Genomic DNA, 13,529 nt, shown 5'->3' with positions numbered 1-13,529 from the left:
ATCAAATGGGTAGGGAGTCGATGATGCGAATCTGGGTGTACGCAGCGGTGGTGATGCTGGCGGGATGTGCTCATCAGCAGCCCGAACAGTCAGCGTCGGAGACGCTGGATCTGAATAACATCGTTTGCAAAAGTGCCCTGCAGCCAGAGCAGAAAGTGGATCTGGAAATGGTCGACACCCTGATGGCCAAGGGCCGCAATCACGCTGCTCTTGCACGGCTTGAAGGCAAGCCGATGAATGCACTGGACCATTGGCTGCGCTATGGGCAGTTGTTAGCGGCATCAGGCAAGCTGGATGAGTCCGAAGCCGTATTTCGTGCCATGGTAAACCGCTGTGGAGATGGGCGTAGTGAGCATGGGCTTGGGATGGTGCTGCTGAAACGCAATCAGGTGGTTGCGTCGTTGGGGCATCTTGAAAAAGCCAGAAATCTGGCGCCGGCTGCCGCTCAGGTCAGAAACGACTATGGTTATGCCCTGTTGCTGGTGGGGCGCTATGAGGATGCCGCCTTTGAGTTGCGCACCGCATTGGAGTTGGCCAACGGTCAGGGACCGGTACGTCAGAATGTGGCGGTGGCATACCTTTTGACCGACAATGAAAAAGGCCTGCAAACGCTGAAATCCGAATATGGGTTTACGGCGGATGAAATGGCCTATGCCGAGAAACTGCGTGAGCAGTTCGGGAGGGTATTGAAATGAAGCGTTGGTTGTTATGCCTGTGTCTTCCTGCCAGTGTGATGGCTGCGGAGCCTCAGCAACAATACAGCTTTGGTGTATCTGATCAGGTGGTCAGCAACCCACCAAAGACCGTGACCGACTGGTTGCTGGATCAACAGCGGGACTCCCGCCAGGTGGAAGAAAGCGAGCTGCCGGCACCCCTTTATGTCGATAGCCAGCGTCGTCTGGCGGAGTCCTTCCGTACGGCAATTCCGGAAAGCTTCGGTGAACAGACCCGGGACGACTAAATTTCAGCGCGGTGCGATCAGTGTGGTCACGCCGCTACTGTTGCTACTTATCGTCATCCTTTCGGTGTTGGCGCTGGATGGCGCTCGTCTTTATGCCCTGCGCAGTGACATGCAGGCTCTGGTCAATGTTGCGGCCCAGGCGGGCGCCTCAGCGACCCAGAGCTGCGGAGGGTTGACGCCTTCTGTCGCCACTGTGAGGCAACGGGCTCTGACCGCAGCTCGGGCTCAGGGTTTCACGGGTGAGGATGCTGACTTGTTAGTTCAGGTTGGCGTGATAGAGGATGCGGATGATGACGGCGTTCTTGCGTTCGATGCGGTTAACTTTATAGAAGAAAGTAACGCTGTTCTGGTGTCTCTCACGCGAAGCGAGCCGATTTCCTTGCTGTTGCCGCAGTCGACGTTTGGTTCTCTGGAATTGACGGTGAATGCGGCGGCCAGAAAGGAGGTTGTTGCAACGATTAGCGCAGCCGGTGGGCTGGCGAGTGTAGGCGGGGATGGCACGTTACTGGGGGGGCTGTTGGGTGCTGTGCTGGGGCAGCCCGGGTTCGCATTGGATCCTACCAGTTTGAGCAGCCTAGAAAACGCCACCGTTCGACTGGGGGATCTGCTAACCGATCTCGGGGTTAATCAGGTTGTAGATTTGTTGCCTCTGGATGCGGATCAGCTAGCCTCTGCGTTAGGGGATGTTGCGGGTTTGGCCGGGCCGGTTGCTGACCTTCTTGATGATATTGCTGCCGCACCGGGTATCGAAACCATACAGATCGGCGATGTGATAGACGTTGTCGAAAATGCGTCCGTACCGGATGACAGTGAGTTTCCGATATACGATCTGGTAATCAGTCTGGTGTTGAATATCGCCGAGCAGCAACAGGCAGGATCCGATGGTGTGATCGCCTTACCTGTGAATATCAGCAGCCTTTCCATTCCGCTGGTGGCCAACATTGAGGCTGTGGATTTATCCCTTCATGTAGGTGAGCCCCCTACAGTGAAAATCGGCCCTGCCCGGCAAGACAAGGATGGAAACTGGCGGACACGATTTTATGCCCCCGATATTACCTTGCAGTTGACCGCAGAAGCGGAACTTCTGCCAATCAGCCTGGGCCCTCTATTGGAGTTTTCTCTTGCTGAACTGGATGTGCCGCTGGCGGTGAATGCAGGCGGCGGCGGAGGCGCCTTGGTGGCTGCGGATTGTGCCAGTGGGTCAGGCAACAGTGTTGAGTTTACGGTCGAGGTTGAACGGGAGGTAGCCCGTATTGTCACTGGCTCCCTGGACTCTGACGGTAGTCTGATCGCGGCTCCTCTCGATGCCAATGTGGGGCGTTTACGTTTATTGGGGCTGCCAGCGCTTAATGGCATTCTGCACCTCAATGCCGAAGTGGACGGAACCGTACCGGGGGTCACGGAGACCGTTACGATGGATCCCCGGTATAACCTCTATTGTGATCCTGTGGACGGTTGTGACGAGATTGGCTACAGCGATGAAGGGGACGGTGTCTCAGGGCTTGATCTGGATATTGTGATTAATGAAGCGTCACTGCTGGAAACCAGCCTGGGCAGTTTGAACCTGAATCTGCTGCTTAACCCGATTGTGGATCTGGTAGAAGGGTTACTGGAAACGGTGGTGGAGAGCCTCGGTGAGGCGTTGATTAACCCCTTGCTGAGGACTCTGGGGGTTGGATTGGGCAGTATTTCGGTGAATGTGTCAGCTGCCAGCCAGGATTCTGTCCAGCTGATAGAAAATATCGCGGTGGTGGGTGCAGAGGAATAGTGGTTGAATCTGCTTTCGAGACTCACGAAAAATAAAAAAACGGCCGCTGAAAGCGGCCGTTTTGATATCAGGCGGTGGCGTGCCGGTAACGGGTCAGCTGGTCGGCAAAGTCCTGCAAGGCAGCGATGCCGGATTCGCGGGCATCGTGATACCACTGCTCCAGCGCTTCCACCATTTCGGTGGAGTTACGGCTGGTCTGGGACCAGATGTCCTGCAGACGCAGACGGAACTGGTAGATCGCGTGCAGGGTCTCGTTGCTGTCGGTGAGGCTGGCCAGTCGTTGCTGCTGAGTCGGTTTGATCAGAGACACATCACGGTGCAACAGCGCATGGGCGCGAGCGTAGAGTCCACGTGTGGCTTCACAGGCACGCTCGCGCTCCTGTTTGAAAACCGGTGCAATCACAGACTTGCGGTAGTTGGCCATCACCTGAAAACGGTGTTGCATCACCCCGCGCAGGGCGTCCAGGTCGATACTTTTGGCGTCACGGTCGATGACCGGCTTGGGCGCCACCTTTTTCACTTTGGCCAGCTTCAGTATTTCAAACAGGCGAATCCAGGCCCAGCCCGCATCGAACTCGAAGCGGCGAACGGACAGCTTGGCCGAGTTCGGGTAGGTGTGGTGGTTGTTGTGCAGCTCTTCACCGCCAATCAGGATGCCCCACGGAGAAATGTTGCGGCTGGCGTCGGCGCATTCGAAATTGCGGTAACCCCAGAAGTGGCCAATGCCATTGATGACGCCGGCCGCGAATACCGGGATCCACATCATCTGTACGGCCCAAACGGTGATGCCGGACACGCCGAACAGGGCCAGGTCGATCACTGCCATCAGGGCAATGCCGCCCATGGGAAAGCGGGAGTAGACGTTGCGCTCCAGCCAGTCGTCCGGGCAGCCAGCGCCGTATTTGGCCAGGGTTTCCTGGTTTTCGGCTTCTTCGCGGTACAGTTCGGCACCTTCACGCAGTACCTTCTTGATGCCTTTCACCTGCGGGCTGTGCGGGTCGTCTTCGGTCTCGCACTTGGCGTGGTGTTTGCGGTGGATCGCGGTCCACTCGAGGGTATTCTGGCCGGTGCTCAGCCACAGCCACAGGCGAAAGAAGTGCTTCAGGGCCGGGTGCAGGTCCAGGGCACGGTGGGCGGAGTAGCGGTGCAGGTAGACCGTGACGCTGACAATGGTCACGTGGGTCATGGCGAGGGTCACCAGGACCAGCTCTCCGAGGCTCAGGCCCAGCAGGCCGTTTTGAATGAAATCAAGCATGGGGTCGCACAATAAAGAATCGGAGTGGCTATTGTGCCCAGTCGCCATGACGGGAAGAAGACGCAGGATGGGTCAAATTCGGACTTTCTGGCCAATGGTTGACCGTGGGGATAGGCGGTGGGGCTGCAGAGCGTTACCTGAACCGCCATCCTGATCGCGCAGAAAGGCCGGAGGTCGCTCAACCATGGGATGCCCCGCGTTCCAGCAACAGGTGCCCCAGCGCGTCGACAGTGGCCTGCCAGCCTGGTGCAAGCCAGGTGGTGCCGACAGCTTCGGCAATCAGGGCCGGGCCTTCAAGGCGCTGGCCGGCACCCAGCGATTCCCGCTGGAAGAGGGCGACGGGAGTATCGATACCGGGCAGTTGGGCGTGCCCGGACGGTTTACCTGCCTCGGCGGTGAGCGCGGGGCTGTCTGGCGTGTGGCTGTTGGCCAGCACCTGCACACGCAGGTTCACCTGCTGCACGGGGAGGCCGAGGCGATGCCCAAAGCGTTGCTCGTGGGCCGCATGAAAGGCGCTCTCCCGCTCGGCAGGGTCATCCCGCCAAATGACCTGCAGCACGGAAGATTGGCCCCGGTAGCACATCTCCACAAAGGTCTGGAATTGCAGATCCTGCGCGTCAACGCCCTCGGCCTGCAGTTCCTGGCTGCCCTGTTCCTCGAGCTGCTGGCGAAGAGCCAGAAGCTGGGCCTCACTGGCGTTATCAGCCAGGGCCTGCAACAGTTCGCGCTTGCGGGGTGCGTAAACCAGCCCTTCCGCGGACAGCACGCCAGCACGTTGCGGCACGATGGCACGGCGCATACCCAGGTTGTCAGCCAGGGCGCACACATGCAGCCCCCCGGCACCGCCAAAGCTCATCAGGGCAAAATCTGCCGGGTCATGCCCCTTCTGGATGGAGATTACCCGTAGGGCCTGGGTCATGTGCTCATTGGCCAGGGCCAGAACGCCCTCGGCAGTTTCCTGCACACTCAGCCCCAGCGCCTTGCCAAGCCGGGCCATGGCGGCGTTGGCCGCGGCCACGTCCAGTTGCAGGGAACCGCCAAGCGCAAAGGCTGGTTGCAGGCGGCCCAATACCACATTGGCATCCGTCACGGTGACCTGGGTGCCGCCCTGTCCGTAGCAGGCCGGCCCCGGGGAGGCGCCCGCGGATTGCGGGCCTACGTGCAGCAGGCCTGCCTCATCCACGTAGGCCAGCGAGCCGCCCCCGGCACCAATGGTATGCATGTCGACCATGGGCACGGCCACCGGGTAGGGGCCGATGCGCCCCTGCTGGGTGAGACGAATGGCGCCATCGAGCAGGGCCACGTCCGTTGAGGTGCCGCCCATATCGAAAGTCATCAGGTTCGGTTGTTGAAGTTGCTCGCCCAGTCGGTGGGCGGCGGCCAACCCCCCGGCCGGGCCGGAGAGCAGCAGGTTAACGGCCTGTGCGGCAGCCTGCTCGGAGGCAATGGTGCCGCCGTGGGATTGCATGATCGCCAGTGGGGCTGGGCGCGTCGCCTGCTGCAGGCGTTGCAGGTAATCGGCCACTTTGGGCGACAGCCACGCATTCAGCCAGGTGGCCAGACCGCGTTCATATTCGCCGCGAGTGGCGACAATCTCATGGGAAGTACTGACACTGAGCCCGGCGTCGCGCAGGGCCTCGGCCAGTTGCTGCTCGTGTTCTCCCTGCAGATAGGCAAACAACAGGCAAATGGCCACCGACTGCGGATCATGCTGTTTTATCCGGGTGACCAGATCGGCAATCTCGTCGCTGGAGAGCGGCTGAAGTTCGTTGCCCCGGGCGTCCAGCCGTGCGTTGATGCCTTCAACGGGCAAGTCGGTCAGGGCAGAGGCGGCAGGCGTGGGAGTCAGGTTATACAGCTCGGCCCGGTTCTGGCGGCCGATGCGCAGGATGTCTTCGATACCACTGTTGGTGACAAAAACGGTGCGCGCGCCTTTGCCTTCCAATGCTGCATTGGTGGCCACCGTGGTGCCATGAACAATGGCCAGTTCGCCGGTGGCCATGGCCGCCCCCATGCCCAGTGCCTCGATTCCCTGCAAGATCGCGCGCTCCGGTGCGTCCGGTGTGGACAACACCTTGTGAATGCGTGGCTCCCCATCGCCGAGCAACACAAAATCCGTAAAGGTTCCGCCGGTATCGACACCGAGCCAGTATGAGAGAGGCATAAAAGTGAACAGTGAATAGTTAACAGTGAACAGCGAAAACAGGGCTAACGGCGAACCTTCGTGATGCTACCATACCGGAAGCGAGTGGATGCTAGCTATTCACTGTTAACTATTCATTGTTCACTGCTTTTGCCATGCCTGAATTACCCGAAGTTGAAACCACCCTGCAGGGTATCCGTCCTCATCTTGAGGGGCGGGTGTTGCGGGGTGTGGATGTGCGTGAGGCGCGGTTGCGCTGGCCGGTCAGCGAGGCCCTGTATGCGCTGAAAGACTGCCCGGTGCTGGGGCTGAAGCGGCGAGCCAAGTACCTGCTGATACAGCTGGCCGAAGGGCAGTTGCTGATCCATCTGGGGATGTCTGGCACCTTGCGGGTAGTGGAAGCGGGGACCCCGCTGCGCAAGCATGATCATGTGGACTTGCGACTCGATGACGGCAAGGTGTTGCGGTTCAATGATCCTCGCCGGTTTGGCACGGTGCTGTTTCAGGCGGGCGCTGCAGATCACCCGCTGCTGGAGAAACTGGGGCCGGAGCCGTTGGGGGACGACTTCACGGGCGAGCGGCTGTTTGACCGCTCCCGTGGCCGCAAGGTCGCGGTGAAAAGTTTCATTATGGATAACGCCACGGTGGTGGGTGTGGGCAATATCTATGCGCAGGAAAGCCTGTTCCTGGCGGGTATACATCCCTCCAGGGCGGCAGGAAGGGTATCCAGAGAGCGTTATGATCGCCTGGCTGAAGCCATTAAAGCGGTGTTGGCGAAGGCCATTGAAGCGGGCGGTACCACACTGCGGGATTTTACCCGGGCAGACGGGCAGCCGGGCTATTTTGCCCAGTCGCTACGGGTATATGGGCGGGCCGGGCAGCCGTGCATTCAATGCAAAACCGTGCTCAAGGCAGATCGCCACGGACAGCGTAGCACCAGTTATTGCCCGCAATGTCAGCGCTGATCAACGATTGAACAATTTCCGTATTGCCGGGCTTGGTGCAAAGGTGTAGATTGTGATGCAATTGTCGGAATATTAACGACTTAGCTGAAAGAATGTCAGCGATACTTTAACTATAAGAACGCAAGAGGGACTGACCATGAAGCGAGCAAAGCGCCCGGTAGTGGCATCTGCACTCGCCGCCACCATGATGCTCACCGCAATGGCTCCCATGCCGGCTGTGGCTGGCACCATGGCGGGAGATCGTCCGGGGGAAATCGCGATGATTGCCGACACCATTATCGCCCGCCCGGTATTGCTTGCCTCCACCGTCGTTGGGGCTGGGTTGTTTGTGGTGACTTTGCCCTTCAGCCTGCTCGGAGGGAACGCCGGAGAGGCAGGGGAAGTGCTGGTGATGAATCCTGGCAAAAACACCTTTGTGCGTTGCCTTGGCTGTACGCCAGCCCAGCATGAAAGTCTGAGGGCGGAAAAGGCGACCCGTGATGCGTCTGAGGATGTTGCCAGCGCAGATTAATTTGGCGAGCCACGCTGAAATAAAAAAGCCCGGCATATGCCGGGCTTTTTTGTGGCTTGCGTCAACAGGCGTTTGCCAATCAGCCGCAGGCGCGGTCGCTGTCCAGGTTCAGGCAGCCGCTCTTGTCGCTACAGAGGTCGCCAAACAGCGCATTGCACAGCTCTGATACCTTGCTGTTCAGTGCAGCATCGTCGAAAGGGTTCTCGGCGAGCGGCTGCCATTGCAAGGCATTGAGTTGCAGCTGCACGTGTCGCAGCAACATCCGGTAAGGATCGTTCAGGGTATACATGTTGAGAATGCCTTCGGCATGAATCAGGGTGTGCATGCCAATCGTCATGGCCCACTGGCCAACGCTGAACGTCAACGGCGCATTCCCGTGGCTTTCGAGTTCGCCGTTGTCCATTGCTTCCTGCACAACGCCTTCGACCATGCGACCGATGGGCTGGTGTGCTTCCAGAAGCTGATCACGGCGATGGGTCGAAGCGGCCTGCCAGACCACATCGGTCATGACGTATTGCTCGAGCCGGAAGTGCTCAGGATGGTGTTGGGCAAACAGGGCAAAAGCCACGGAGAAGCCCATCATTTTGTCGCGGCTGCTAAGGGAAGAGTCCGCGACCCGCTTGAAATACTCGCGTCGAGTAGCGGTAAGCTCCGTACAGACCGCCATGAGCAGGTCTTCCTTGGAGGCGAAGTGGTGGTATAGCGTGCCGGTAGCGAAGTTGCAGCTACGCGCAATGGCGGCCATCTGGATACCCAGCAGGCCCTCGTTGCACAGCTGCTGCCGTGTGGCTTCAATAAACAGTTGTTCGCGTTCTGCAAGGGCCTGTTCGCGCCCGCTTCGAGTTTTAATCATGGTGAAATTCTTGTCTTGTCCGTATGACTAGTGTGGTTACCCGGGCACTAATACGCAAGTGCCATTCACAGCGTATTGGCGAGGGTTTCCAGCACTCCATTCAGATGTTGCAAACCGGTACGGGTGCATTTGATATGACCTTGCTCCATGGCAATGAGCCCCCGGTATTGCAAATCCCCCAATAAGCCTTCCCATTCTGCCGTATTCACCCCCGTCCTGTCCGCTATCACCTGTAACGATATGCCACCGGTGAGGCGTAATCCGTTAAGTAGTGCCTCAAATGAACGATCAGCACCGGTCACAGGCTGTAACTGGCGACGACTTTGGGCCGGGTCGGCGAGGTAATCTTCCGGTTTACGGGTTTTCTGGAAGCGCAGAATGGCATTATCCGCTGCCTTGGTGAGCTTGCTGTGAGCCCCGGCACCGATCCCCAGGTAGTCACCAAATTCCCAGTAATTGCGGTTGTGGCGGCATTCAAGGCCCGGTCGTGCAAAGGCGGACACCTCGTAACGGTGATAATTGTGCCTGGCCAACAGGGCGAAACCGGCCTCCTCGGTGTCGGCCATGCTGTCGCCGTCCGGTTGCTGTGGCGGCGAGCGGTAAAAGACCGTGTTGGGTTCGATGGTGAGCTCATACCAGCTTAGATGAGTAGGCTGCAGAGCAATGGCCTGTTCCAGGTCGGACAGCGCCTGCGCCTGACTCTGGCCGGGCAAGGCGTGCATGATATCCAGATTCAGATTGTCGAAGCCGGCCGCCCGGGCTTGTGTGGCGGCACGCACCGCGGCACTGGCATCGTGGATACGCCCCAGTGCCTGGAGGTGACCGTTGTTGAAACTCTGCACCCCGATGGACAGCCGATTGATGCCCGCTTCCCGGAAGCCCTCAAAACGGGCGGCCTCGGTGGTGCCGGGGTTGGCCTCCAGGGTGATCTCGGCATGCTCGGACAGAGGCAGGCGGGCACGGATACCGGCAAACAGCTCCCGGTAAAACGCGGGCGACATCAAACTGGGGGTTCCCCCACCAATAAACACCGTCTCTACCGGCCGCTCCCCTGCCAGTTGCAGATCCTGCTCCAGGTCCACCAGCAAGGCCTGCAAATAGGCCTCTTCAGGCAATTCGCCGCGCTCATGGGAATTGAAATCACAATACGGACACTTGCGCACGCACCAGGGCGTGTGGATGTAAAGGGAGAGGGGGGGAGGGGTGAGAGGCATGGAGGTCAGTTAACAGTGAATAGTTAACAGTGAACAGCTAAATTCACCGGCTTGGGGTATGGTAGCAAACCGTCCGGGCGAAGTGTGTGTTTTGCCTTCGCTGTTCACTATTCACTGTTAACTAATAACTGCTGTTTATGCATATCTGGGTTGATGCCGATGCCTGTCCGAGGCCGGTGAAAGAGGTCTTGTTCAAAGCAGCGCAGCGGGTGCAGGTGCCGTGCACCCTGGTGGCCAACCAGGCCATTGCGGTGCCGAGGTCGGCGCTGATCCGCTCCATTCAGGTGGGGCAGGGGTTTGATGTGGCAGATAACGAAATTGTCCGCCGATGTGAACCGGGGGATCTGGTGGTCACCCAGGATATCCCCCTCGCTGCGGAGGTAGTGGCGAAGGGCGCAGAGGCCGTGACGCCCCGGGGGCACTGGCTCGACAAGGATACCGTGCGCGAGCGCCTGAACATGCGGGACTTCATGGAAGAGATGCGCTCAGCCGGGATGGAAACCGGTGGTCCGAAAAGCTATTCCGCCCAGGACAAGGGGCGGTTCGCCAATGCACTGGATCGTTGGTTGGCACGTCACCGGACTCAGAAGTAGCCCATTACCCCGATTTGCCCCCAGCTTTCATCCTGGCCGCCATCGCGGCGAACGTCTTCGCCGGCCCAGCTGTACTGCCAGCCGGCGTAGAAACTCAGTCCTTCGATGGCGTTCCAGGTGAGCTGCAATCCGGCCTCAAGATTGTTGAGTCCGTCGTAGGCCTCACTGGCATAGCCATCGTCATAGGTCTGGGTAAGCCGCAGGTCCACGATCACGGTTTCCCATAGTGGTGTTTCGGCGATGGCAGAGAGGGCGTAAAAACGACCGCTGGCCTGCTTGCTCCAGGTGCTGTCCAGAGCCAGCCGGATCAGCGTAGTCAGCCTGCGCGATACGCCGATGCCGACCTCGACATCGTCGGGATCCTGAGGGTGGAACTGCAGGTAGCTGACATTCAGGTAGGGGTTCCACTCTCCGAAATAGGGGGCGTATTCGGCGTAGAGGGTGTTTTCGCGGTAGTCGCCGCCGGCCTCCCAGGCTTGCCAGACTCCGGCAGCGATATCCGCCATCACCAGATCGCCGCCGACGCTATAGAGGCTGCTGCCATCCAGATTGTCGCGACCTTCGGAAATATATTGGCTTTGCCACTGGGTTTGCAGGCTGCCCTGCAGGCCAGCGGCAAACAGTGGCGCGGGAAGACTCAGCAGGGAGGCGATGACACGTAAAGACACGGCACAGCTCCTTGTGGCGTGGAGTGAAAGTCAGGGTAACCCGTGCGCCGTGAAACGAAAGTGAGGGCTGCGGGCCGTGCCGTCCTATGGCTCGCGTTTCAGCTGGGTGAGCAATGCAGCCATGGCCTTGCCGCGATGGCTGAGGGCGTTCTTCTCTTGCGGATCCAGTTGTGCCGCAGTGCAACCCTTTTCCGGAACGAAAAAATGAGGGTCATAGCCGAAGCCCTGCTCCCCCTGGGGTTCCAGAACGATTTCGCCGTCCCAGGTGCCCTGGCACAGGATCGGGGTGGCATCGTCTTCATGTTCCATCAATGCCAGCACGGCCACGTAGCGGGCGCCCCGGTTGACGTCGGGAAGATCGGATAACAGCTCGACCATCAGTTTGTTGTTCTTGGCGTCGGTGGCGCCGACCCCGGCAAAACGGGCAGAGAACACGCCGGGGGCACCGCGCAGGGCATCGATTTCGATCCCGGAATCATCGGCAATGGCGGGCAGGCCGGTATGCTTGCAGGCGTTGCGGGCCTTGATGATGGCGTTTTCCACAAAGGTGGTGCCGGTTTCGTCCGCTTCCGGCACATCGAATTCGCTCTGCGGTACCACCTCGATATTCAGTGGCGAAAGCAGCCCTTGCAGTTCTGCGAGCTTTTTCTTGTTGCCAGAGGCAAGAACGAGTTTTTCCATGGAGAACTCCTGCGCTGTTAGCTGCGTGCGTCTAACTGCGTAGCACGTAGCTGTCTTTATGCCTTGACTCGATAAATCGCAATTTCGCCGAACAGATTGGGCCACCACTTGCTCAGTATGCTGCGGCGGTGCTCGCGGTTGATCACCTGTCGCTCGAGAATCTGAATGCCGTGTTTGCGACAATGGGTCTCGAAGTCCTGCACGGTGCACAAGTGAATATTGGGCGTGTTGTACCACTCGTAGGGCAGTGCGGAGGAGACAGGCATGCGGCCCTTGAGCCCCAGATAGGCACGAATCTTCCAGTGGCCGAAGTTGGGGAACGTGATAATCGCCTCGCGGCCGACCCGGACCATTTCGTTGAGGATCTGGTCGGGCCGTAATACCGCCTGCAGGGCTTGTGTCATCACCACATAATCAAAGCGATGGTTCTGGAAGTTGCCGAGCCCACCGTCCAGATCCTGCTCCAGTACATTCACCCCTTTCTCGAAACAGGCGGCCAGATTGTCCTGATTGATCTCCAGGCCGTAACCCTGGGCCTGCTTGTGTTCACCCAGCCAGGCCAGCAGGGTGCCGTCACCACAGCCGAGGTCCAGCAGCGTGGCGCCCTTGGGGATCCACTGGCTGATCAGTTGCAGATCATCACGCATGGTCTGACTCCCCGGTGCTGCCGTGTTCTATCTCGTTGGCGACTCTGTGCATATACGCCCCGAACAGCTTGGTGTATTCCGGGATATCCAGCAGGAAGGCGTCATGGCCCTTGGGGGTGTCGATCTCGGCGTAGCTGACGTCGCGCCCCGCGTGTACCAGGCCATCGACAATTTCGCGGCTACGCTCCGGTGCAAAGCGCCAGTCGGAAGTGAACGACATCACCAGGAATTTGCAGCTCGGCTTGCTGAGCGCGGTTTCCAGGGAATGCTCGAAGTCCCGTGCCGGGTCGAAGTAATCCAGCGCTTTGGTCATCAGCAGGTAGGTATTGGCGTCAAAGTTGCGCGAGAACACCTCACCCTGGTGGCGCAGGTAGGATTCCACCTGAAACTCCACATCAAAACCGTAGTGGAAGCGGCCGGAGCGCAGGTCGCGGCCAAATTTCATGCGCATGGCATCATCACTGAGATAGGTGATATGGCCCACCATGCGCGCCAGAATCAATCCCTGACGTGGGTAGGTGTCGTGCAGGTAGTAGCGCCCGCCATGGAAATTCGGGTCGGTAAGAATCGACTGGCGGGCCACTTCGTTAAAGGCAATGTTCTGGGCCGACAGTTTCGGGGCCGCGGCAATCACCACCGCGTGGCTGAGACGGTCCGGGTAGTCGATGGACCATTGCAGGGCCTGCATGCCGCCCATGCTGCCACCAATCACCGCCGCCCAGCGCTGAATGCCCAGCACATCGGCTAGCCGCACCTGGCTGTTCACCCAGTCCTTCACGGTCATCATGGGAAAATCCGGCCCCCAGGGCTGACCGGTTTCCGGGTTGATTGCCGATGGGCCGGAGGAGCCGTGGCAGCCGCCGAGATTATTCAGACATACCACAAAGAAACGGTTGGTATCGATCACCTTGCCGGGACCAATACAGGTATCCCACCAGCCCGGACGCTTGTCCTTCATGCTGTGGTAGCCCGCCGCATGATGGTGACCGGACAAGGCATGGCAGATCAGCACCGCGTTGGACGCGTTGCGGTTCAGGGTGCCGTAGGTTTCATATACCAGTTCGTAGGACGGCAGGGTTCGACCACACTCCAGTTCGAGCGGGGTGTCGAAATGGTGTGTTTTTGGCTCCACCAGACCCACGGAATCTGCGGGGATCTCTTGCGGCATGATGACTCGCTTACATAGGTTGTCGCAAAGTCTAAAGCTCGACCGGTGGGGGCGCAATGCAGGACCGGTAACCGGCCGTGGTAACATGGCCCTTTGTGGAAA

14 protein-coding genes are annotated in these 13,529 nt (G+C 59.2%); 6 read left to right on the top strand and 8 right to left on the bottom strand.

The genetic code is table 11. The annotated features are described in order from the left end of the window. Nucleotides 1-23: 23 nt before the first annotated feature. From Q672_RS27605 to Q672_RS27595, 3 genes are read left to right on the top strand one after another with little or no spacing between them, the layout of a single operon-like run. A complete protein-coding gene (locus tag Q672_RS27605) occupies nucleotides 24-695 on the top strand; it encodes a hypothetical protein (protein WP_022985733.1) in 672 nt (223 codons plus the stop codon). Beyond that, complete coding sequence (locus tag Q672_RS27600) at nucleotides 692-961, top strand: hypothetical protein (RefSeq protein ID WP_022985732.1); 270 nt, start codon at nucleotides 692-694, stop codon at nucleotides 959-961. Before Q672_RS27605 ends, Q672_RS27600 begins: the two co-directional genes overlap by 4 nt. Next, nucleotides 939-2,729 carry a hypothetical protein gene (locus Q672_RS27595; protein ID WP_022985731.1) on the top strand — a complete coding sequence of 597 codons (1,791 nt, stop codon included), beginning with the start codon at nucleotides 939-941 and terminating at the stop codon, nucleotides 2,727-2,729. The genes Q672_RS27600 and Q672_RS27595 overlap by 23 nt, the downstream gene beginning before the upstream one ends. A gap of 67 nt (nucleotides 2,730-2,796) precedes the next feature. On the opposite strand, the gene Q672_RS27590 is transcribed toward Q672_RS27595, so the two are convergent. Next, a complete protein-coding gene (locus Q672_RS27590) occupies nucleotides 2,797-3,984 on the bottom strand; it encodes a DesA family fatty acid desaturase (RefSeq protein ID WP_022985730.1) in 1,188 nt (395 codons plus the stop codon). Between the two features lie 178 nt (nucleotides 3,985-4,162). Further along, nucleotides 4,163-6,148, bottom strand: a complete 1,986-nt coding sequence (locus tag Q672_RS27585) for a hydantoinase/oxoprolinase family protein (protein WP_031226607.1) — start codon at nucleotides 6,146-6,148, stop codon at nucleotides 4,163-4,165. Between the two features lie 134 nt (nucleotides 6,149-6,282). Here Q672_RS27585 and mutM point away from each other — a divergent pair, with 134 nt between their 5' ends. Both mutM and Q672_RS27575 read left to right on the top strand, forming a co-directional pair. Continuing rightward, a complete protein-coding gene (gene mutM, locus Q672_RS27580; RefSeq protein ID WP_022985728.1) occupies nucleotides 6,283-7,092 on the top strand; it encodes a bifunctional DNA-formamidopyrimidine glycosylase/DNA-(apurinic or apyrimidinic site) lyase in 810 nt (269 codons plus the stop codon). Between the two features lie 136 nt (nucleotides 7,093-7,228). Next, on the top strand, nucleotides 7,229-7,603 hold the full coding sequence (locus Q672_RS27575; RefSeq protein WP_022985727.1) for a hypothetical protein: 375 nt from the start codon (nucleotides 7,229-7,231) through the stop codon (nucleotides 7,601-7,603). 79 nt (nucleotides 7,604-7,682) lie between these two features. On the opposite strand, the gene Q672_RS27570 is transcribed toward Q672_RS27575, so the two are convergent. Then, nucleotides 7,683-8,456 carry a TetR/AcrR family transcriptional regulator gene (locus tag Q672_RS27570; RefSeq protein ID WP_022985726.1) on the bottom strand — a complete coding sequence of 258 codons (774 nt, stop codon included), beginning with the start codon at nucleotides 8,454-8,456 and terminating at the stop codon, nucleotides 7,683-7,685. Nucleotides 8,457-8,521: 65 nt separating this feature from the next. Next, a complete protein-coding gene (gene hemW / locus Q672_RS27565; protein WP_031226605.1) occupies nucleotides 8,522-9,670 on the bottom strand; it encodes a radical SAM family heme chaperone HemW in 1,149 nt (382 codons plus the stop codon). A 137-nt stretch (nucleotides 9,671-9,807) separates the two neighbouring features. On the opposite strand from hemW, the gene Q672_RS27560 reads away from it, so the two are divergent. Next, the gene (locus Q672_RS27560; protein WP_022985724.1) at nucleotides 9,808-10,263 is read left to right on the top strand and encodes a YaiI/YqxD family protein; all 456 of its coding nucleotides are present in this window, start codon (nucleotides 9,808-9,810) and stop codon (nucleotides 10,261-10,263) included. Here the strand turns inward: Q672_RS27560 and Q672_RS27555 are convergent. The 4 genes from Q672_RS27555 to metX form a co-directional block, all read right to left on the bottom strand. After that, nucleotides 10,254-10,931, bottom strand: a complete 678-nt coding sequence (locus Q672_RS27555; protein WP_022985723.1) for a hypothetical protein — start codon at nucleotides 10,929-10,931, stop codon at nucleotides 10,254-10,256. The two genes, Q672_RS27560 and Q672_RS27555, sit on opposite strands and share 10 nt — an antisense overlap. A gap of 84 nt (nucleotides 10,932-11,015) precedes the next feature. Further along, nucleotides 11,016-11,612: an RdgB/HAM1 family non-canonical purine NTP pyrophosphatase gene (rdgB, locus tag Q672_RS27550; protein ID WP_022985722.1), complete on the bottom strand. Its 597-nt coding sequence runs from the start codon at nucleotides 11,610-11,612 to the stop codon at nucleotides 11,016-11,018. Between the two features lie 56 nt (nucleotides 11,613-11,668). Continuing rightward, a complete protein-coding gene (metW, locus tag Q672_RS27545; protein ID WP_022985721.1) occupies nucleotides 11,669-12,259 on the bottom strand; it encodes a methionine biosynthesis protein MetW in 591 nt (196 codons plus the stop codon). Beyond that, entirely contained in the window at nucleotides 12,252-13,427 is a 1,176-nt protein-coding gene (gene metX, locus Q672_RS27540) for a homoserine O-succinyltransferase MetX (RefSeq protein ID WP_022985720.1), read from the bottom strand. The genes metW and metX overlap by 8 nt, the downstream gene beginning before the upstream one ends. Nucleotides 13,428-13,529: the final 102 nt, after the last annotated feature.

The organism is Alcanivorax sp. P2S70, from assembly GCF_000475295.1.
Lineage (GTDB): Bacteria > Pseudomonadota > Gammaproteobacteria > Pseudomonadales > Alcanivoracaceae > Alcanivorax > Alcanivorax profundi.
Note: the sequence above shows the minus strand (reverse complement) of the source record. Positions and strands in the feature narration are given on the sequence as shown.

What these genes read in the sequence shown, in the direction of transcription:
- Q672_RS27605 (WP_022985733.1), top strand. Translation starts at nt 24, where the DNA reads ATGCGAATCTGGGTGTACGCAGCGGTGGTGATGCTGGCGGGATGTGCT.
- Q672_RS27600 (WP_022985732.1), top strand. Translation starts at nt 692, where the DNA reads ATGAAGCGTTGGTTGTTATGCCTGTGTCTTCCTGCCAGTGTGATGGCT.
- Q672_RS27590 (WP_022985730.1), bottom strand. Translation starts at nt 3,984, where the DNA reads ATGCTTGATTTCATTCAAAACGGCCTGCTGGGCCTGAGCCTCGGAGAG.
- Q672_RS27585 (WP_031226607.1), bottom strand. Translation starts at nt 6,148, where the DNA reads ATGCCTCTCTCATACTGGCTCGGTGTCGATACCGGCGGAACCTTTACG.
- mutM (WP_022985728.1), top strand. Translation starts at nt 6,283, where the DNA reads ATGCCTGAATTACCCGAAGTTGAAACCACCCTGCAGGGTATCCGTCCT.
- Q672_RS27575 (WP_022985727.1), top strand. Translation starts at nt 7,229, where the DNA reads ATGAAGCGAGCAAAGCGCCCGGTAGTGGCATCTGCACTCGCCGCCACC.
- Q672_RS27570 (WP_022985726.1), bottom strand. Translation starts at nt 8,456, where the DNA reads ATGATTAAAACTCGAAGCGGGCGCGAACAGGCCCTTGCAGAACGCGAA.
- hemW (WP_031226605.1), bottom strand. Translation starts at nt 9,670, where the DNA reads ATGCCTCTCACCCCTCCCCCCCTCTCCCTTTACATCCACACGCCCTGG.
- Q672_RS27560 (WP_022985724.1), top strand. Translation starts at nt 9,808, where the DNA reads ATGCATATCTGGGTTGATGCCGATGCCTGTCCGAGGCCGGTGAAAGAG.
- rdgB (WP_022985722.1), bottom strand. Translation starts at nt 11,612, where the DNA reads ATGGAAAAACTCGTTCTTGCCTCTGGCAACAAGAAAAAGCTCGCAGAA.
- metW (WP_022985721.1), bottom strand. Translation starts at nt 12,259, where the DNA reads ATGCGTGATGATCTGCAACTGATCAGCCAGTGGATCCCCAAGGGCGCC.
- metX (WP_022985720.1), bottom strand. Translation starts at nt 13,427, where the DNA reads ATGCCGCAAGAGATCCCCGCAGATTCCGTGGGTCTGGTGGAGCCAAAA.